This is a genomic window from Streptomyces phaeochromogenes (assembly GCF_001418655.1).
GTDB classification, from domain to species: domain Bacteria; phylum Actinomycetota; class Actinomycetes; order Streptomycetales; family Streptomycetaceae; genus Streptomyces; species Streptomyces phaeochromogenes.
Map to the genome: position 1 here is coordinate 14,860 of NZ_LIQZ01000169.1, position 18,158 is coordinate 33,017.

The 18,158-nt window shown below is 69.1% G+C and carries 14 protein-coding genes and 5 pseudogenes; 7 read left to right on the top strand and 12 right to left on the bottom strand.

The features are described 5' to 3' along the window. The first annotated feature begins 364 nt into the window (after positions 1-364). Genes AOK17_RS51300 through AOK17_RS23340 form a run of 3 tightly spaced genes read left to right on the top strand, consistent with a single transcriptional unit; the run spans position 365 to position 4,175 of the window. Entirely contained in the window at positions 365-1,540 is a 1,176-nt protein-coding gene (locus AOK17_RS51300; RefSeq protein ID WP_055614493.1) for a hypothetical protein, read from the top strand. Then, positions 1,537-3,663, top strand: a complete 2,127-nt coding sequence (locus tag AOK17_RS23335; RefSeq protein WP_055614494.1) for a tetratricopeptide repeat protein — start codon at positions 1,537-1,539, stop codon at positions 3,661-3,663. Before AOK17_RS51300 ends, AOK17_RS23335 begins: the two co-directional genes overlap by 4 nt. Beyond that, the gene (locus AOK17_RS23340) at positions 3,660-4,175 is read left to right on the top strand and encodes a flavin reductase family protein (protein WP_055614495.1); all 516 of its coding nucleotides are present in this window, start codon (positions 3,660-3,662) and stop codon (positions 4,173-4,175) included. The genes AOK17_RS23335 and AOK17_RS23340 overlap by 4 nt, the downstream gene beginning before the upstream one ends. A gap of 625 nt (positions 4,176-4,800) precedes the next feature. Here AOK17_RS23340 and AOK17_RS23345 read toward each other — a convergent pair. Next, positions 4,801-4,932 (bottom strand): annotated as a pseudogene (locus AOK17_RS23345) (4Fe-4S dicluster domain-containing protein); the annotation flags it as partial. 49 nt (positions 4,933-4,981) lie between these two features. Further along, a pseudogene (locus tag AOK17_RS23350) lies at positions 4,982-5,443 on the bottom strand (RNA-guided endonuclease TnpB family protein); the annotation flags it as partial. Between the two features lie 3 nt (positions 5,444-5,446). On the opposite strand from AOK17_RS23350, the pseudogene AOK17_RS23355 reads away from it, so the two are divergent. Continuing rightward, positions 5,447-6,330, top strand: a pseudogene (locus tag AOK17_RS23355) (RNA-guided endonuclease InsQ/TnpB family protein); the annotation flags it as partial. A gap of 523 nt (positions 6,331-6,853) precedes the next feature. Continuing rightward, entirely contained in the window at positions 6,854-8,149 is a 1,296-nt protein-coding gene (locus AOK17_RS23360) for a lipase family protein (RefSeq protein ID WP_245697315.1), read from the top strand. Positions 8,150-8,623: 474 nt separating this feature from the next. Here the strand turns inward: AOK17_RS23360 and AOK17_RS52405 are convergent. From AOK17_RS52405 to AOK17_RS23400, 9 genes and pseudogenes are all read right to left on the bottom strand, one after another. Then, positions 8,624-8,998 (bottom strand): annotated as a pseudogene (locus AOK17_RS52405) (transposase); the annotation flags it as partial. A 70-nt stretch (positions 8,999-9,068) separates the two neighbouring features. After that, a complete protein-coding gene (locus AOK17_RS23365; RefSeq protein WP_079053232.1) occupies positions 9,069-9,740 on the bottom strand; it encodes a DedA family protein in 672 nt (223 codons plus the stop codon). Positions 9,741-9,799: 59 nt separating this feature from the next. Then, entirely contained in the window at positions 9,800-10,708 is a 909-nt protein-coding gene (locus AOK17_RS23370) for a PDR/VanB family oxidoreductase (protein WP_055614505.1), read from the bottom strand. Positions 10,709-10,721: 13 nt separating this feature from the next. After that, on the bottom strand, positions 10,722-11,384 hold the full coding sequence (locus AOK17_RS23375; RefSeq protein ID WP_206190813.1) for an MSMEG_1061 family FMN-dependent PPOX-type flavoprotein: 663 nt from the start codon (positions 11,382-11,384) through the stop codon (positions 10,722-10,724). A gap of 93 nt (positions 11,385-11,477) precedes the next feature. Continuing rightward, a complete protein-coding gene (locus AOK17_RS23380) occupies positions 11,478-12,395 on the bottom strand; it encodes an acetamidase/formamidase family protein (protein ID WP_055614497.1) in 918 nt (305 codons plus the stop codon). Between the two features lie 117 nt (positions 12,396-12,512). Next, positions 12,513-12,827, bottom strand: a complete 315-nt coding sequence (locus AOK17_RS23385; RefSeq protein WP_055614498.1) for an NIPSNAP family protein — start codon at positions 12,825-12,827, stop codon at positions 12,513-12,515. Between the two features lie 51 nt (positions 12,828-12,878). Beyond that, positions 12,879-13,364: a nuclear transport factor 2 family protein gene (locus AOK17_RS23390; RefSeq protein ID WP_055614499.1), complete on the bottom strand. Its 486-nt coding sequence runs from the start codon at positions 13,362-13,364 to the stop codon at positions 12,879-12,881. After that, positions 13,361-15,145 (bottom strand): CocE/NonD family hydrolase, encoded by a 1,785-nt coding sequence (locus AOK17_RS23395; protein ID WP_055614500.1) that lies wholly within the window; start codon positions 15,143-15,145, stop codon positions 13,361-13,363. The genes AOK17_RS23390 and AOK17_RS23395 overlap by 4 nt, the downstream gene beginning before the upstream one ends. Then, positions 15,142-16,266: an FAD-dependent oxidoreductase gene (locus AOK17_RS23400; RefSeq protein WP_055614501.1), complete on the bottom strand. Its 1,125-nt coding sequence runs from the start codon at positions 16,264-16,266 to the stop codon at positions 15,142-15,144. The genes AOK17_RS23395 and AOK17_RS23400 overlap by 4 nt, the downstream gene beginning before the upstream one ends. A gap of 134 nt (positions 16,267-16,400) precedes the next feature. Here AOK17_RS23400 and AOK17_RS23405 point away from each other — a divergent pair, with 134 nt between their 5' ends. Together AOK17_RS23405 and AOK17_RS23410 are read left to right on the top strand one after the other, a co-directional pair. Further along, on the top strand, positions 16,401-17,423 hold the full coding sequence (locus tag AOK17_RS23405; RefSeq protein ID WP_245697317.1) for a LysR family transcriptional regulator: 1,023 nt from the start codon (positions 16,401-16,403) through the stop codon (positions 17,421-17,423). A gap of 25 nt (positions 17,424-17,448) precedes the next feature. Further along, the gene (locus tag AOK17_RS23410) at positions 17,449-17,874 is read left to right on the top strand and encodes a hypothetical protein (RefSeq protein WP_055614502.1); all 426 of its coding nucleotides are present in this window, start codon (positions 17,449-17,451) and stop codon (positions 17,872-17,874) included. Between the two features lie 34 nt (positions 17,875-17,908). Here the strand turns inward: AOK17_RS23410 and AOK17_RS23415 are convergent. Then, positions 17,909-18,158, bottom strand: a pseudogene (locus AOK17_RS23415) (type III effector protein); the annotation flags it as partial.

The following is an 18,158-nucleotide window of genomic DNA, read 5'->3' on the forward strand; positions in this document are numbered from 1 at the left end:
CGTCGGGTCCCGTCCGCATGGGGGTCGCGCCCCCAGATGTGGTCGCCGCCCGCCGCAGGAATATGGGGGCATTCCCCCCATGTCGTACGACGGCGCCGCTGGCAGTGTCGTTGTCGTTCACCGGGCCGCGCTTCGGGCGGCCTCTGCGTGACAGCAGCGATCAGCACAGGGAGGTGAATCACATGAAGAAGATCTCGGTCCGCAAGCCCGGTTCCATCAAGCTCACGTCTTCGGCAGCGCTCTACAGCCCCAGCGAGTGCTGACGTAGCCGGTCCGTACCCGACTCGCCGTGGGTCGTCGGGTGGGGTACGGACCGCATCACTTGCAGACGCCGTTCGAGCTGGCGAGGAGGCCAGGGTCACTCATGACAGCCGTCGAATTCCACCCGCTGACGTTCGTCGACGAACCTGACGGCGTCGTGGTGGGCCGCTCCGACACACAGTCCTACGCCGTGCTGCCCGACGACGGCGCGGCCCTGCTGCGCCGGCTCGCCTCCGGTATGACCCTGGAGGAAGCCGCCCAGTGGTACCACACGGAGTTCGGCGAGTCCGTCGACATGACCGACTTCCTCGACACCCTGCGCGAGCTGGGCTTCGTCAGGGAGGGCACGGACGACCCCGCCCGGCTGCCGCCCCTGCGGCTGCGGCGGCTGGGCGCATGGGCCTTCTCGCCGGCGGCCTGGGCCGGATACGCGGCCCTGGTGACCGCATGCCTCGTCATGCTGGTGACGCATCCCGGGGTCAGGCCCCACACGGACAACGTGTTCTTCAGCCCCTCGCTCGTCGTCGTGCAGGTGTCGCTCGCGCTGGCCCAGGTGCCGGCCGTGAGCTGGCACGAGTTCTTCCATGTGCTGGCCGGGCGGCGGCTCGGAGTGCCGACCCGGTTGTCGATGAGCCGGCGGCTGTACTTCCTGGTGGTGGAGACCGACCTCGACGGGCTGTACGGCGTTCCGAGGAGGAAGCGGTACGTACCGTTCCTCGCCGGGATGCTGGCCGACGTGCTGTTGTTCAGCGCGCTGACCCTGCTGGCGGGGTCGGGTCCGCCGTGGGCGGCCGGGCCGGCGCTGGCCGTCGCCTACACGATCCTGTTCCGCCTGGTCTGGCAGTTCTACCTCTTTTTGCGCACCGACCTGTACTACGTGTTCACGACCCTGCTCGGCTGCTCAGCCCTGCACGACGCGACGTCCGCCTACCTGCGCACGAAGCTGAGCCGGCTGCCGGGCGTACGGCCACCCGACCTCGACGAGTCGGCGTGGTCGCCGAGGGACAGGCTCATGGCTCCCTGGTTCGCGTTGGTGACGGTCTGCGGCGTCGGCTTCCTGTTGGCGACCGCCGCGCTGGCCGTCGTACCGCTGCTGTGGGGCTTCGCCACCCGGCTCGGACCACAGCTGGCACACGGCACGGCCGGCGGAGCCGGATTCTGGGACGCCATCGTGTCGCTCGCCCTGTTCTTCACCGATTTCGCCCTCCTCGTCGTGGTCTCGCGCCACGAGGCGGCACGCAGGGGCACACACTCGCGATCGAAGGAGACCACCCCATGAACACCCGACTGTGGCGCTCCGGGCCCGACGCAACGGCTTCGGAGCCGGCCGACGTGACGGTCAGCTGCCATCGGCGGCTCCGCGGCCCGTACACGGGGACCGGCAGCCTGATGAGGGCGCTGGTGCCCCCGGTGTACGAACGCCGACCGGACCTGGTGCGCGAGCACGCCATCGAGATCCTCTCCGTGGCACCGGAGCTGAAGGAGCACATCGGGGCCGCGCGGGAGACCCTGACGTCGTTGGCGGCGCCCGAGGAGCAGACACGTATCTATGCGCCGGTCCGCACGCGCCGGCTGGCCCACGGTCTGGTCGAGTTCCTGGACGCCCACGTCGCGCTGAGCGGTCTCGGCGCGCTGCGGCTGGCGTTCGTGGACGTCGACGAGGCCGACCACACAGACCAGGAGTTCCTGGCGATCCTGCTACGGCGCACCCAGGGAAGCCCGATCGCCGTCACCGTCGGCACCCGGGGCGCGGACCTCACGGACGAACTCGCATCCGCGCTCAGCCGGTACGCCCGTCCCGCCGACCTACTCGCCGAGGGCTTCGCCGAGAGTACCGTCCGCGATCAGGACCAGTTGCTCCGCGCATACATCGACTCGGACGGCACGTCCGACAACCCGCACGAGCAGGACGCCTACCGCGCCGCCGACCCCGACGTCCGGGCCGGACTCCACGACGAACGGGCCGCGGAGCTGGTACGCCACGGCGACTGGAGCCTGTGTCTCGGAGCGGTCCCCTACCACCTCGAACACGGTCGCGACCCGGCCGAGGCGGGGGGCGAGGCCTTCCTCAAGTCCGTGTTCTACTGCGCCCGCATGGGGTTCTGGCACGCGATACTCGACCAGGCCCCGCGGGCGAGGGCGGCGGTCGGCCCCGAACGGGCGGAAACCTACTGGCATTTCACCGGCAAGATGTCCACGGCACTCGCCCTCCTGGGTCGCAGCACGGAGGCCGAACACTTCTACCTGGAGGTGCGCGGCCGATTCACCCTTCCGCTGGCCCAGACCTTCACCGGCTACGCCCTGGCCATGCTCTACACCCGCCTTCACCCGCCGGAGCGGCGGGACCACCACCTTGCGAAGGCCTACGTCAACAACTCGGTCACCCTGGCGACCATGCTGCCCGACCCCGAGCTGCGGACCTTCCACACGGTCTTCCAGCGGAACGGGCTCGCCTTGGTCGAGATGCACCTGGGCAACCTCGCCGAGTCCTTCCGCCTGGTGGACGAGGGGCTGCAGCAGCTGGAACGGGAACTCCCGGCCCACCGGCACCAGGTTCACCGGTCGGCTCTGATCCACAACCGGGCCAGGGTCCTCGGAGCCCTGGGCCGGCTCCCCGAAGCCCTGGCCGACTTCACAGGGGTCATCGAGATCGACCCGAACTACCCCGACTACTACGTCGACCGTGCCGCCCTCCTGCAGAAGCTGGGCGACTCCTCCGCCGCCCTGGCGGACTACGACAAGGCGATCACGCTGGGCCCGCCGTTCTGGGAAATCCACTTCAACCGGGCCGACATGCGGTCCCTGCTCGGCGACACCGACGGCGCGATCGCCGACCTGGCGCGCGTCGTCGAACTCGAACCCGACCAGCTCGACGCCCGCGTCAACCTCATCGGCCTGCTCCTCGAAACCGGCGAGGCCGACGCGGTGGACCCCCTACTCCAGGAGGGCCTGCGACTCGCCCCCGGCGACGCTCGCCTGATCCTGGTACGCGGGCAGCTCGCCTGGGAGTCCGGCCGCACCGACCTGGCCCGGCGGGACTTCGACCAGGCGTTGGAGGCGGACCCGGAGTTGGTTCCGGCGCTGGCGAGCCGAGCCACGCTCGCCGTCGAATCCGGCGACTTCGACTCGGCGCTGAGCGACCTGACCCGTGCCGTCGAGACCGACCCCGACAACTCCGACCTGCTGTACAACCGCGGATACGTGTACCAGGCGGCGGAACGCTGGGCGGCCGCGGTCGCCGACTACACGCAGGCGCTGGCGCTCCCCGACGCCGACGTGGGCGAGCTGCTCCGGCAGCGGTCCCTGTGCCACCGGGAGCTGGGCGACCCGGCTGCGGAGCGCGCCGACCTGGACGCCGCTCGCACGGCGTCCGGCCAAGCTGTGCAGGCCGGTGCGGCATGACCGCCCTCCCGCTGCCACCCGACGTGGCCCCGGCCCCGGGGCCCCTCCAGGACGACTTCCACCGGTTCATGCGTGCGTGGGCCACGGGGATCGCCGTGGTCACCAGCCGACGGGCGCAGCGGCCCATGGGCTGCACGGTCACCGCGATCACCTCGGTGTCGCTGCGACCGGCCCTGCTGCTGGTTTCGCTGGCCCGGGACAGCCGCACCCTGGCGGCGATCCAGGAAGAGGGCGCGTTCGGCGTCAACGTGCTCTCCTCGGAACAGACCGGTCTCGCCGGCCACTTCGCCACCGCCCCCGGCGACCGGTTCGCGGAGGTGCCCCACCACCTCGTCGAAGGTGTGCCGCTCCTGAACGAGGCGCTGGCCACGGCCGTCTGCCAGGTCGAGCGCACCATCACCGTGGCCGACCACACACTGGTTCTGGGCCACCCCGGCCGATACGGCGGCATCCGCGCACTTGCGCCACTGATCCGCTTCGGCGGCAGCAACGTGCACCTCCCGAGGAACTGAGCTTGAGATTTATCCCGCAGGAGCCTTCGTGCTTGGCTCACATACTGATCTGATGAGTCCGATCTCCACGCACCATCGGTTCCGGGACCCGCGCAGCACGAGGTAAGACTTCCTCGGGTCTGTCCTCGTGCGCTGTCCCGGCTGCGAGAAGGTCGCACACGTCGGGACACCACCAGGCCCGGCCGGAGTACACGACCAGGGTCTTTTCGCTCCAAGGCGTCTCGTCTGCCGGAACTGCGGGACGGTGAAGGAATGGAGCCGTGGGCGTGTGACCTTGCCCAGGGACCGTGCCCCTGCCGGAAAAGTTATCCGTCCTGGTGGGAGTTGGTGTACGGGGGTCTCGAGGACGGACGCTCGGATGGGTGCTCTGGGTGGCTGGGGATCACCTGGGCATGATGGCCAGTCATGCTGTTGCGGCTGGCCTGCCTGGGCGTGACGAACGCGTTCGCGTTGCTGCGCCTGCTGCCGATGAGCGACCACGGAAGGGACGTGGAGATCCTGGCGCTGCGTCATTAGCTTATGGTGCTGGAACGCCAACTCGGTGAAGACAGGGTGTGGTTCACTCCGGGGATCGGGTGTTCTTGGCGGCGCTGCTGCACCGGCTCCCGCGCAACGTGCTGCGCCGGGCTTTGGCGCAGGCGGGCTCCTGGCCGGCGCCGAGGCGGTCGTAGCACATCGTGCACTTGAACGCCCGGCCGTCGGAGGGGCGTTGCTCGATGACGCCGTACGGGCAGGCGGGCACGCATTGACATGCTCCTCGCCTTGAAGGGCGAGGATTCTGGCCTTCTCTACCGGTTGCGGTGCCGCTACGCTGCACGGTTTCCGGTGGAGAATCCGTGGCTTCCTGTTTCTTCGCGCTGTGCCAGAACGGGTTCTGGTCTTACCGGCGCTCCGCAGGCTGATACCGCCAGTCCGGCGGCCTGTTGGACGTTGAGTGCGGCGTTGTGGTCCCGGTCGTGGACTGTGTGGCAAGCGGTACAGGTCCACTCCCGGACGCTGAGAGGTTTGGGCCCGTCCTTGACGCCGCAGGTCGAGCAGACCTGACTCGTCGGTGTGAACCGGCCGACCTTGACCAGGATCCGGCCGTACCGGACCGCCCTGTACTCCAGCATGTTCACGAACGAGGACCAGCCGGCGTCGTGCACGGACTTGGCCAGCCTGGTGCTCGCCAGTCCCGCCACCGACAGGTCCTCCACGGCAATCCCTTGGTTCTCGGAGATCAGCTTGGTGGAGAGCTGGTGGTGGAACTCGCGGCGGGCATCGGTGACCGGTTCGACACGGTGGACTTCCCCAAGGACGGGGACGGCTGCCGCTGGGACAGCACGCCGCATGACCCCGTGACCCGCGTCCGCTTTCAGGGTGTGGGGCACGTAAAGATGAACCAGCACCGTGCGGTGGCTGGCAAGGTCAAGACGGTCTCGGTCAAGCGTGAGGGCCGTAAGTGGTTCGTCGTGCTCACCGCCGAACAGCACCAGCCCGAGCCGCTTCCGGCGACCGGCAGCGTGGCCGGTATCGATCTGGGCATAGCCAGCTTCCTCGCCGATTCCAACGGTGGCTTCGTGGAGAGTCCGCGTCACGGCCGTCGCGCCGCCAAGAGGCTCGGAGCCGCGCAGCAGGAGCTGTCCCGGTTCCCGCGCCGCAAGGCCAAGGACCGCACCAGGAACCATCAGCGTGCCGTGGCGAAGGTCGCCGGGCTGCACGGCAAGGTGCGCCGCCAACGCCTCGACCACGCGCACAAGACGGCGCTCGATCTTGTGCGGGAACACGATTTCATCGCGCACGAAGACCTCAAGATCCGCAACATGACCAAGGCCCCCTCCCCGAAGCCCGACCCCGACCAGCCGGGAACCTTCCTGCCCAACGGGGCCGCGAGCAAGACCGGGCTGAACCGCTCAATCGCTGATGCCGGATGGGGGGGGTGTTCCTCGCGATCCTGAACGCCAAGGCTGAAAGCGCCGGACGGGAAGTGATGGCCGTGGACCCCCGCAACACCTCCCGGCGGTGCCCCGAATGCGGGCACACCGCCAAGGAGAACCGGCCCACACAGGAGAAGTTCCACTGTCAGCAGTGCGGCCACCAGGCGCACGTCGACACAGTGGGCGCTCTCAACGTCCTACGGGCCGGGCTGGTCCGTCGCGAAGCCCAACCAGCATAGCGAGAAGCCACCCCGTTTACGGGGTGGAGGAGTCACGCGCGTGTATGTCTCGGCCAGAGCTGGAACGGCCACGTTGGTGTGGCGGCTGGCGAGTTTCACGACCGTGAGGAACCGCGTTTTCCGGTCGACCAGTGTGGCGACCTGGCTGTTGTTCGAGCCGATCACCAGATCGCCTTCCAGGTGCCCGGGCTCGCTCCGGTCCTCCGCGGCCTGGGGGCGCTCCTCGATCGGCCGGGCATCTCACCTCGCTGGCTGCGGGAACAGTTCGATCAACTTCCACTGCGCGTCTGTGAGTTGCCCGCGTACCAAGCGTCCTACCGGATCCAGCTCCCGTACCTGAACAGAGCCCGAAGAGTGATCACAACATCACACAGGTCCTAGCGCGGCACGGCGGAGATCTCTTGTGCCATTGCACACAGTCTCACCGAAGCAGTTGTGAGGTCACTGGCTATGAGCCCACCTCATCCAGACGTAACTTACCCGACCGTAACTTCGCACCCAACCGATTCCGAAGGGGCTAGCCTTGCGAAAGGCAACAGCGAAACGGAAGAAGAAGCCGCTGGTGACGCTCGCGGTGGGATCCCTCGTGGCCGCGGGGCTCACGGTTCAGGCCTACACGGCAGGAGCATCCGAGCCGGTCGCTGGTTGCAACGCCGCGGACGACGCGATCTACACGCCGCCTGCCGTCGCCCCCGGCACGCCCGGCCAGGTCGTCTCCTGCCGCCCGACCAAGCTGCCGCACGTGCCGGGCAACATCCCTATGAACGCCTGGAAGGTGCAGTACAGCTCGACGAACAATGCCGGCGGGCCAGTGGCCGTCTCCGGTACGGTCGCGGTGCCGAAGGCCGAGTGGCGGGGGGCGGGGCCGCGTCCGATCGTGGCGTTCAACCCTGGCACGCTGGGCCTCGGCCCCCAGTGCGCCTTCTCCAAGCAACTGGCCGGCGAGTACCAGGACGCCTATGAGGGCGACAACATCTCCGCCGCCCTGAAGGCCGGTTACGCCGTCGCCGCCACAGACGGGGCCGGCTATCTGATCGGGCAGACCCATCCGTACGTCTCAGGCCAGGACGCCGGGCACGCACTCCTGGACATCGCCAGGGCCGCGCCCGCCGTACCCGGCGGCGGCCTGGACGGCAAGGCGCCGGTCGGCCTCTGGGGCTACTCGGAAGGAGGCGCGGCCAGCCTCTGGGCGGCGCAGCTGGCGACCTCGTACGCACCTGATGTCAACGTCGTGGCCGACGCCTCCGGAGGTGTCCCCGGTGATCTGAAGGTCGTCGCGGAGGCCCTGAACGGCGGTCCCTTCGCGGGCTTCCTCACGGACTCCCTCGTCGGGCTGGCGGCCGCGCACCCGCAGATGCCGTTCGACGAAATCATGAACGACACCGGCAAGGAGGCAATCAAGAAGGCCAAGTCCCTGTGCGTGGTGGGAACCATCGCGAACTTCGCGGGACACAAGGTCGAGAACTACAGCACGGACCGGCTTTCCCTCGACCAGATGTACGCCTTGAAGGGCAGTGACGGCACCACGTGGGGCGAGGTCGTGGACCGGCAGAAGCTGGGCACAGGCATCGGGCCAAGGGGCTCGGGCGCCAAGTACGCAATTGGCTTCCCCGTCATGCAGTACCGCGGGCTGTTCGACGAGGTGATCCCGACCGAGACCGAGGACGGGACCCGGCAGGCGTACTGTTCCGCCCGGGTGCCCACGCGCTGGAAGACCTATCCGGGCGAGCACCTGACCAGCGACAACCAGGCAGTGAATGACGTCGTCGCCTGGCTGGGCGACCGGTTCGCGGGGAAGGCGGAATACGGCAACTGCTGATCTCTCGGGCACCGTCCCCGGGCGCTGTCACCTGTCACTCAGGTGACAGGTGACAGATCGCAGCGCCTAGATGTCTGTCCGCGCAGACCGTGCCCGTGCCCCGATCGCGCAGTGTGTTCACGGCACGCTCGCTCCCGGGAATCCCTGGGGAGCACAGCACGGATTGACGGTCAATGGTTCCACGCTGCCGACGTGCGACGCAGGAGGGCGCCGCAGCCACGCACTTCAGACGCGTCCAGAGGTCGCGGTTGTTCCGGTGTTCCCCACCACCGGGCAAGGTGCCTACCGCCTCATCGCGACGCCAGGTCGGGGATCCGCTACAAACCGTCGCCGCCGCTACCCATGGTGTACGGGGCCCTCGACGCCGCCAGTCAGAAGCTGAGGGTGTTGATCCTGACGATGCCAGCCGTACGACGAGCAGGCCGCATTGGCACCGAGCACTCGCCGCCGCTGCTTGACCCGTTCGTATCGTCCGGCGACCGGCTCCCCGCTGCCGCCTCGGCCGTGGTCGACGAAGGACGTCAGCGGGTGGTGTCCGAATGTCTTCTTCCAGGTCGGGTGGCATCCTGCCTATAGGAGTGGGCTGGCACGAGGACCCCGTCGATGTCGACGACCGTCTGTCCGCCGGCCTCCGGTCCCGCTTGTCCGGCCAGGTTCCAGACCTGCTCGCGGACATGGGCCTGTGTGGTGCCAATCGCCGCCGGGGCCTTCGGCTTGAGGGGAGGACATCAATGAGGCGGGAGACGTGGGATCCGAGGCCACGGGACCGAACACGGCCGACTCGGCCCGCAACACGCCCACATTGGCCAAGCCGAGATCCGCGCGACTCTGGATGAGCTGCTTCCCCGGCCCTGAACCACTCGATCGGCGGGGGTGATGCCCGGTCGACACCCAGACCTGACGTTCGGTCATGACCGGGTCAGTCGACGACTGTGTCCGCTGCTGCGGCGGTCCTGCGCCGGCGGAGGTGACGTACGCCTTCGATGGCTCCGGTCACCACGACCGCCAGCCCCATACCGACGGCGATGGCCAGCAGCGTGTTCTCCTGGAACACGACGCCGCCGAAGTAGCCGGTGAGCGCGGTGTAGGCGCTCCAGGTGGCGGTGGCGAACGCGACGAACAGCAGGTACTTGCCCACCGGGTAGGCGACGAGCCCGGTGGACAAGGTGGCCAGGTAGCGCCCCACCGGGATGAACCGTGTGGTCACCAGGATGAAGCCGCCGCGAGTGTCGAGCTCGCGGGCGAACCAGTCGTGGGCCGTCCGGCGTTTGGTGCCGGGTGGCAGACGCTTGAGTATGCGTACGGCCAAGAGGCGTCCGACCACGTAGGGAACGAGATCGCCGAGAAGGGCCCCGAGCGTCGTGGCGGCGATGACGAGCACGATGTCGGTCTCACCGGTCGCGGCGTAGACCCCCGCGATGATCACGACGGGTTCGCTCGGGATCAGAGGAAGGAAGGAGTCGAGGAAGGACACGGCGATGAGCACCGCGTACAACCACGGTGAGGTGATGACCGATTCGGCCAGTTCGATCCAGTCGATCACGAGGAACCGGCCCTGGTCGTCAGGTGCGGATGGGTTGTCATGGGGCATCCCTCCCGGGATGGTCGGCGCTCACGGCGTTCGGCGCACGAGGGGTGGTACGGATCGGGTCAGAGGTCGACGGTGAGGCCGGACGAGAGCGCCCGTGAGACGCAGCAGTACATACGACCGGGTGGGGCGCCGATGTCGTCGCGGTGCTCCGGCTCTCCGTCGACGAGGGTGATCTCGCAACTGCCGCAGACCCCTTCGCGGCATCCGGACGGTATGCGGAATCCCGCGTGGTTCAACGCGTCCAGCATGGAGTCCTCCGCACCGACCCGGACGGTCCGTTGTGACCGGGCGCAGTGCACGTCGAAGGGCTCGTTGGGCGCGAACTTCTTGGCCGTCGGCCGGAAGTGCTCGATGTGCAGTTGCTGCGTGGGGAACGCCGCCTCGGCCGCTTCGAGCATCGGCGTGGGGCCGCAGCAGTACACCAGCGTCCGAGCGCCCAGCGCCGCCGCCTCGGCGGCGAAGTCGGGCCTGCCGTGCCGCTCGGTGGCGTGGATGCGCACCCTGCTGCCGTACGCGGCCCGCAGTTCGTCGGCGAACGGCATGGTGGCGAGGGACCTGCCGGTGTACACCAGCGTCGCCGAGGAGCCCGCTTCGACCGCTGCCGTGAGCATCGGCAGGATGGGGGTGATGCCGATCCCGCCGGCGAGGAACAGGTACTCGGGTGCGGGCAGCAGGGGAAAGTTGTTGCGTGGCACCGAGACGTCGAGGGTGTGGCCCTCGTCGAGGAACAGGTGGATGTACTCCGAGCCGCCCCGGCTGAGCCGGTCATGACGGACGGCGACACGGTAGGTGTCGAGGTCGGCCGGGTCCCCGCACAGCGAGTACTGCCGGGTCAGCCAGTTGGGCAGTGCCAGATCGATGTGGGCGCCCGGTTCCCAGGGGGCCAGCGGGCCGTCGGTGCCGCGCAGGAGGAGCGAGACGGCTCCTTCGGCGACCGGTTCGGCCTTCTCAAGGATGGTTCGTTGCATGGCCATGGCCGCCTCAGTACAGGTGTCGGTAGTCGTCTTCGAGCATGTCCGTCAGCGCCCTCGGGTCGGCGTCGAGCCCGAACTGGTCGGCGGCGATCTCGCCTATCGACGGCAGTTCCCCGGCCAGGGCCTGACTCGCCGGATCCCACAGCCGGGAGCGGATCAGCGCGCGGCCGCAGTGGAAGAAGATCTCCGTCAGTTCCACGACGATCGCCAGCTCGGCCTCCTTTCCCTCGGTGCGCATCCGGGCGAGCACGTCCGGCTCGTCGGTGGGATAGGCACGACCGTTGACACGCAGCACTTCTCGCATTCCGGGGACGACGAACATCAGCCCGATCCCGTCGTTCTCGGCGAGATTGCGAAAGGAGTCGGCCAGTTGGTTGCCCGGCCTGTCGGGAATGGCGAGCGTGCGCTCGTCGAGCACCTTCACGAACCCCGGATAGTCACCACGTGGTGAACTGTCGGGGAGTCCCGTGGCGTCCGAGGTGGCCATCGCCAGGAAAGGAGAATGGGCGATGAAGCGACGCGCATGCCGGTCGAGACGGTCGCGCACCTTGCGTTTGATCATGTCCTCGGGCTCGCCGATCCGGGCGCGCACCTCCGCGTAGGAAATCCGGCGCGGACGGGCCTGAGGGCTGGCATGGGTGATGGTCGTCAGTTGGTCATGAGATGTCATTCGGTTTGCTCGCTACTCGCTCTCACACGCTTTACAAGGAAGGTCATGACGTCGGATCAAGGTCGAGTTCAGTGGCTGATCCCGTCGTGGGGGTCACCGGACGGCGTCGTACGGCAGCACGGCGTGCACACCCCATGTGTCGTTGGCCACTTGGGTGATTCGCAGGTCTACGGCCACGCCGGCCAAGGCCAGTGCGGCCGTCCTGTCCAGATCGAAAAGTGGGCGCAGCCAGGCCAGCATGGCGTCCAACGCGTCCCCCGTCGCTACGTTCAGGTCCGCGTCGAAACCGAAGGTGACGCGTCCTTCGGGCGTCTCGGCGTGGATACCCGAAACCGGGGTCCGCTCCCGGAGGTTGAGTGTCACCTCCGTCGTCATGGGGCATTCGATCGCCGTTCCGGCCACCTCACCGTTCCCCTGGGCCGCGTGGCCGTCTCCCAGGTGGAGCATCGCCCCGGGCACGGTCACCGGCAGGTACAGCGTGGAACCCGCCACCAGTTCGCGGCAGTCGATGTTCCCTCCGCTTTCCGCTCTCGGCGGGATGGTTGAATGCGGGCCCGGCTCCACCGGAGGGACACCGACCACACCCAGGAAGGGCGCGATGTCCACGGTCTGGCCGCGGTTGTTGGTGGCCGTCCCATCGCCGATGTCCCACAACAGCCATGACGCGGGTCCGTCGGCGACGCCGAGGCGGCGAGTCAGGGGGGTGTCCTTCACCCCGGCGAGCGTCCAGCCCCAGGTGCCGGCCACGACGGACTCGAAGTGCACCTCAAGAACCAGGCCCGGCTCCGCGCCCCGCACCGCGATCGGACCGGTGAGACAATGGCCGATCCGGTCCTCGAACATCTGCGGCCTCGGGTCACCGGGTGTTCGCATCGGCTCCAGGTGTCCCGCGGCGTCCAGCGAGTCGACCACCACCGAGTCGCCGGCGTCCACGGTGAGAATCGGTGGGGTGTCCCGGTCCAAGACGTTCACCACGGTGTCCCGGGTCGCCGGCAGTTCGTGCCGAGCCATTCGTCAACTCCCTTCGCGTGGTCGATCGATCCAGGTCGTGTACTGCGGCCCCGGCCCGCGGAGTTGGGAGGGGCGTCGTTGCCCGGCGCCGCGGGCCGGGCAGGTGCGCGGGCTGGGTCAGCGGAGCGCGGACCGCGGGGCGGGTTCCAGCCGGACCATGGACGCAGGCCCGCCCGACAGCGCGGAAAGGGTGTCGACGACCGTCGTGCACCGCGGATCCCCATGGACGGCGGCCAGGACGCGTTCCTGGTCGGCGGCGTCCTCGAAGCGCCGGATCCAGACGAAGGCGTCCTCGTCGTCGGCCACCGTGAAGACTCCCACCACGTGCATCCCCATTTCCTGGTGCAGCGGGACGACGGTCTCGTCCATGTAGCGCGCCAGTTCCGCGCCGTGACCGGCACGGGCACGTTCCGTCCGTATCTCGTAGAACACGGGTTCCTCCTGTGGGTCCTGCTCGTGACTGCGTGTCCTGCGCGGCTGCCGTCAGGACGGGCGTCCGGTACGGGCGGCGGCGAGCTCGTAGACGGCGGGGGACCCCTCCCACGGGGCGGTGCGGACCACGGCCCAGTGGCCTATCAGCCAGCGTCCGTCGGATCTGCGGAGTCCGAGCCGCCAGAGGCCGCGCATCGTGCAGTGGTCGGTGACACCGGGGTCCGCGGGGACGTGGTGGTAGGCGACCATGTGCGCGCTGCACTCGGCCTCGTCGCCCGACAGCCGTACGACCAGGTCGGTTGCCGCGTGGTGGGTGCAGTCGAAGCCCTCCAGGGTCGTGCGGGCGAGCTCGACCAGCTCGTCGGCCGGCACCGTCGTCGGAGGCCTGCCGTAGTAGTGGGTGGAGAGGTCCAGCCGCACCTCGTCGGCGAACAGCCGCCGCAGAGCGGTCCAGTCCCGGTCGTCCTGGGCGTGGGCGAGACTGGCGACGGCATCGGCCACCGCGGTCCGGTTCACCAGGTTCTGAAGCGCGCTCATGCGTCTGTCTCCGTTGTGGGTTGTCCATGCTCCGGCCGTTCGACCAGCGGCAGAATCAGACGGCTCGGGTGGGCCGGTCCGTGGTGGATTCGGTTGACCGCGACGGTCAGGTCGTCCTCGCTGTCGGCCGCGATCGTCCCGCCCGTGTTGGTGTTGCGGTCGTAGCGGGGGAAGTTGCTGCTGGAGACTTCGAGCCGGATGCGGTGCCCGGGCAGGAACACGTTCGCGGTGACTCTCAGGTCGACGGTCAACTCGTAGACCGTTCCCGGTTCCATGGGCTCCGGATTGGTGAGTGAGGTGCGGTAGCGAGCGCGCTGGATGCCCTCGCACAGCAGGATCGCCCTGCCGTCGGGGTGCAGGTCGACGAGCTTGCCGGTGAAGTCGGTGTCCGGTGCCGAGGAGGAGACGTGTAGGACCAGCGTGACGTGGCCGGTGACCTCGACGGGGTGTTTGAGGACGGGAGTGGTGAAGCACAGGACGTCCTCGCGCGTTTCGACGGCCGCCTGGTCGGCCGGTCCGGGGAAGGCACCGGAGGCGGCGGCGAGCACGGTGCCACCCAGGCTCGGGACCGGGCGACGCGGGTCGTAGAGGAACCTATCCGCCGCCTCCATCGACACGGCGTCGCGCGTCAGGACGCCGTCGCCACCAGCGGTGTTGGCGCGGCCGCCCCCGGCCAGGAAGAAGTCGGTGTGACGGGTGTCGGGCAGTGGCCAGTCCACCTCGTCACGCCACCGGTCGACGCCCATGACGAAGATCCGGACCCGGTGGATGTCGTCGGGGTTGTCCGTGAGGCCGCGGACCCAGCGGTCGAAGAACCGCAGGTGCGCGCCGGTGACGTCGGCGGCCTTGATGCTGCTGTGAAGTCCGAACGACCGGTCGGGGAAGGTGCCGAGGTCTGCGCCGTCGGAGTGGCACCAGGGGCCGATGACCAGCCGTTGACCGTCGCGGGCCGCGGCGCTGCCACCGTGGCGGCGCATCGTCGTGTAGGACCGGACGGTTTCGCCTATGAAAACGTCGTACCAGCCCCCTACATGGAGCGCGGGGACGGTGATGTCGCCGCAGTCGTCGATCGAGGCGACCTCCTGCCAGAACGTATCCCGCTCCGGGTGGTCCAGCACCTGGCCGGCCCAGGGCAGGTGGCGGGTGACCGCGCCGCGGTCGGCGACCGGCAGTGGGTCGTGCAGCAGTCGCGGGTCGGACAGGCCGGACAGAAGTGCGTGGGCGTCGCCCGGGTCGCCGTGTCCGTCGGCGAGGCCGCGGCGGAGGTTACGCAGGGCCGAGAGCGTGCCCCAGGTCAGGACGGCGTCCTGTGACACCGCTCCGCCCGGCGAGTACCACGGTGCCGCGTACGGGTCGGCGGAGGTCATCACGGGCGCGATCGCGCGCAGTGCCGGTGTCTCGTGCACGGCCGCCTGCCACTGCGCGAATCCCATGTAGGACCCGCCCCACATGCCGACCGCGCCGTCGCACCACGGCTGTCCGGCCAGCCACGTGAGGGTGTCGGCACCGTCACGGCCCTCGTTGGCGTGGGGCACGAACGCTCCGGGTGAACGGGAGGTCCCGCGGACGTCCTGGGCCACCACCGCGTAACCGGCGTCCACGAAGGCGAACACGTCCGGAAGCTTCGGATTGCCGTACGTTCCGGCGTCGTCCTTGCCATAGGGGGTGCGGACCAGGAGCACGGGGAACGGTCCCGGCCCTTCGGGCCGCCACACGTTGGTGGCGAGTGCGATGCCGTCGCGCATCGGCACCAACACGTCCACGTCGACGACGAACGTCATGCGTTCACCCGGTTCCTGCCGGGAAGCTGCGGCCGCTGGGTGATCATCCAGTGCGTGAACGCGACGTAGTTCTGCGCGAACTCCTGCGGCGTGGGCGCGTGTTCCACCGCCGCGGACAGTCGCGCGACGTGGGCGTACCGCGGGATCTGGCCGGCCTGGTAGGCGGCCAGCGCGGCGGGTATGTCGCCGGTGGGAGTGAGCAGGCGGCCGAGCAGGGCGGCGTCCTCGATGCCCAGCGTCGCGCCGGCGGTGATGTGCGGAGACATCGCGTGGGCCGCGTCCCCGGCCAGGGCGACCCGCCCGGAGACCCAGTGGGGGAGGGGTGGCACGAGCATGACCTGGTTGCGCAGGATGAGTTCGTCGGGCGTCGCGGCGATCAGCCGGGCCAGGATCCCGTCCCGCCCTTCGTTCTCCAGATGGACGGCCCGTTCCATGACCTGCTGCTTCCGGGTCCCCGTCAGCGGGGGCGAGTCGAATTGGTTCAGCAGCCAGTAGACGCCCCCGTCGTAGGTACGTACGTAGCCGCCGCGGCAGCCGTGGGTGCCCAGGATCAGCCGGTCCTCGGGCACCGTGATGCCGGTGGCCGGGATGACAGCGCGCCAGGCATGGTGGCCGGAGTGTTCGCGCGCCGGAGTGCCGGGGACCAACTGCGCGCGCACCGCCGAGTACGCCCCGTCCGCCCCGACGAGCACGTCGGCGTCCTCGCTGCTGCCGTCGGACAGGTGGACCGTGACATGGTCCGTGTGCTCCTCGTACGCAGTGAATCCGGTGGCCAGGCGGATGTTGTCCCGCTCCACAGCGTTGGCGAGCAGGTCGTTCAGCTTGGCCCGGTGCACCAGCAGGTACTGATGGTCCTCGGGACCGAACCCCGGGGTGTCGAGCAGTCTTCCGGCTGGATCGTGGAAGTACATCTCAGCGGGTGCGCCGATGCAGCGCACCTCCTCGCCGACGGCGAGATCGTCGAAGGCCGCCAGTGCGTTCGCCCAGAGACCCAGCGAGGCCCCGTCGGTGCGGATCTCCGGCGCGCGCTCACAGATCACCACCTCGAACCCGGCATGGCGTAACGCGAGCCCGGTTGTCAGGCCCACGATCCCGGCACCGATCACGACGGCGCGCGTCACAGTCCGTCTCCGGTCGCGTCAGCACCACGGTCACCGCGGGCGCCCAGGTCACGGGTCCCGCTGTCGCGTGGCGGGCGGATGCGGATGTCCACTGCGGCCTCCTTCATGTCGTCGAGTGGGTTCGACGTTAGAAAATGCCGCCGATTCACGCCAGTGCAATCTTGGTAGACAGTCATTTCGCAAGTGATAATCCGGGAATGGACTACGTCGATCTGAACCTCATCGAGGCGTTGGACGCGCTGCTCGCCGAGAACAGCGTGACGAAGGCGGCGGCACGCCTGCACACCTCAGCACCTGCGATGAGCCGCGCCCTGGCCCGATTGCGCCGCGCCTTCGACGACCCGCTCCTCGTGCGGGCCGGACGCGACCTCGTGCCCACACCCCGGGCCCTGGAACTGCGCGGAGAGGTGCACGCGGTCGCCACCCGGGCGCGAGCGTTGTTCGCACCGTCGAGCACCGCCGATCCCCGAACCGCTGTGCGCACGTTCGACCTGCAGGTCGACGACATGCTGTCCACGACCTTCATCCCGTCCCTCATCGACGATCTGCGGGTCCAGGCGCCTGGCATCTCCCTGCGGTTGCGGCCGGAGAACCTTGAGGACGCCCCGGCGCTGCGTGAAGGACTGGTGGATCTGGAGATCGGGATCGTGCGTCCCGGCGACCCGGAGATCCGCTCGGAGACACTTCTCATGGAGACGCTGATCGGCGTTGTGCGGCCGGATCACCCACTGGCGAGGATGAAAACCGTTACCCCGCGGCGGTTCGCCGCCACCGACCACATTGTCGTGTCGCGACGCGGCCGGGCCCACGGCCCAATCGACGAGCGGCTCGCCGAACTGGGCCTGAGCCGGCGCGTGGTGGCCGTGGTCCCCGGCGTCGCGACCGCGCTGTTCCTGGCCCGCGAAACCGACGTCGTCAGCGTCGCCCCGGCGGGGCTCGGACGACCGATGCTGAACACACTTGGGCTGCGTGCGTTCCCGATCCCCCTGGTGCTGCCGCCCCTGACCGTCGGCATGGCGTGGCACCCACGCAACCATCACGACCGCACGCATCAACTGCTGCGCGAACGGATCCGCCACATCATGACCACCGCCGTCGACACAGCCGCGCAGGCCTCAACGGAGCGGGAGAACGGTGCCCACAGACCCGTACAGTGATCCACCACCCAAGGATTCGGAAGAGATGATGCCTGGGCGGAACATCGAGTTCGGCAAGTACGGCGCCCGCGTCCTCAAGCGCCGCGAAGCCGTCGCCCGGCAGTTGGACGCCCTCGCGGCGGCCACATCGCCCCCCATCACCGCCCGTCGAGGCCTGCAAGCGCGCCTGCGCTACTTCACCCGCACCGACCACGCCTGCAACGCGGCCTGCCAGGCCGGACTGACCGTCACCGACCGCAATCTGCGCTCTTGGCAGGTCGGCACCCGCACACCCTCCAAGAAGAACCTTGACCGCATCGAGCAGGCCTACCGCACCGTGCGGCGGGAGACCATCGCCCGCTACCTCGCCGCCCGCCTCAACAGGGAGGGCCGTGGCACCGCGGGGCAATCCGCCCGATCGACCAGTCCTAGGCCGACCGGCCCCGCCAGCGCGCCGTGGAGTTCTGCTTGATGAACGTGCGCCGCTGGGACCGCATCGGGTGGGTTCAGGGGGGTGTGAGGGTGTCGAGCCGGGCGGCGAGGTCGGGGTGGGTGGCGGTCAGGTGGGGGCGGGTGGCGGTCAGGGGGGCGATGAGGTCGGCGGGGTCGTCGTGGGCGAGGGCCGCGTGGAGCTTGTTGAGCGGGCGGCGCGCGGCGGCGGGGAGGTCGGTGAGGGCGGTGATCTGTCCGGCGAGGCGACGTAGGTCGGCGGCGTTGGTACGGGCCCAGGTGGTTGTGGTGCGGTCGGCGGCCCGG

What these genes read in the sequence shown, in the direction of transcription:
- AOK17_RS51300 (WP_055614493.1), top strand. Translation starts at nt 365, where the DNA reads ATGACAGCCGTCGAATTCCACCCGCTGACGTTCGTCGACGAACCTGAC.
- AOK17_RS23335 (WP_055614494.1), top strand. Translation starts at nt 1,537, where the DNA reads ATGAACACCCGACTGTGGCGCTCCGGGCCCGACGCAACGGCTTCGGAG.
- AOK17_RS23340 (WP_055614495.1), top strand. Translation starts at nt 3,660, where the DNA reads ATGACCGCCCTCCCGCTGCCACCCGACGTGGCCCCGGCCCCGGGGCCC.
- AOK17_RS23365 (WP_079053232.1), bottom strand. Translation starts at nt 9,740, where the DNA reads ATGCCCCATGACAACCCATCCGCACCTGACGACCAGGGCCGGTTCCTC.
- AOK17_RS23370 (WP_055614505.1), bottom strand. Translation starts at nt 10,708, where the DNA reads ATGCAACGAACCATCCTTGAGAAGGCCGAACCGGTCGCCGAAGGAGCC.
- AOK17_RS23375 (WP_206190813.1), bottom strand. Translation starts at nt 11,384, where the DNA reads ATGACATCTCATGACCAACTGACGACCATCACCCATGCCAGCCCTCAG.
- AOK17_RS23380 (WP_055614497.1), bottom strand. Translation starts at nt 12,395, where the DNA reads ATGGCTCGGCACGAACTGCCGGCGACCCGGGACACCGTGGTGAACGTC.
- AOK17_RS23390 (WP_055614499.1), bottom strand. Translation starts at nt 13,364, where the DNA reads ATGAGCGCGCTTCAGAACCTGGTGAACCGGACCGCGGTGGCCGATGCC.
- AOK17_RS23395 (WP_055614500.1), bottom strand. Translation starts at nt 15,145, where the DNA reads ATGACGTTCGTCGTCGACGTGGACGTGTTGGTGCCGATGCGCGACGGC.
- AOK17_RS23405 (WP_245697317.1), top strand. Translation starts at nt 16,401, where the DNA reads ATGCCGCCGATTCACGCCAGTGCAATCTTGGTAGACAGTCATTTCGCA.
- AOK17_RS23410 (WP_055614502.1), top strand. Translation starts at nt 17,449, where the DNA reads ATGATGCCTGGGCGGAACATCGAGTTCGGCAAGTACGGCGCCCGCGTC.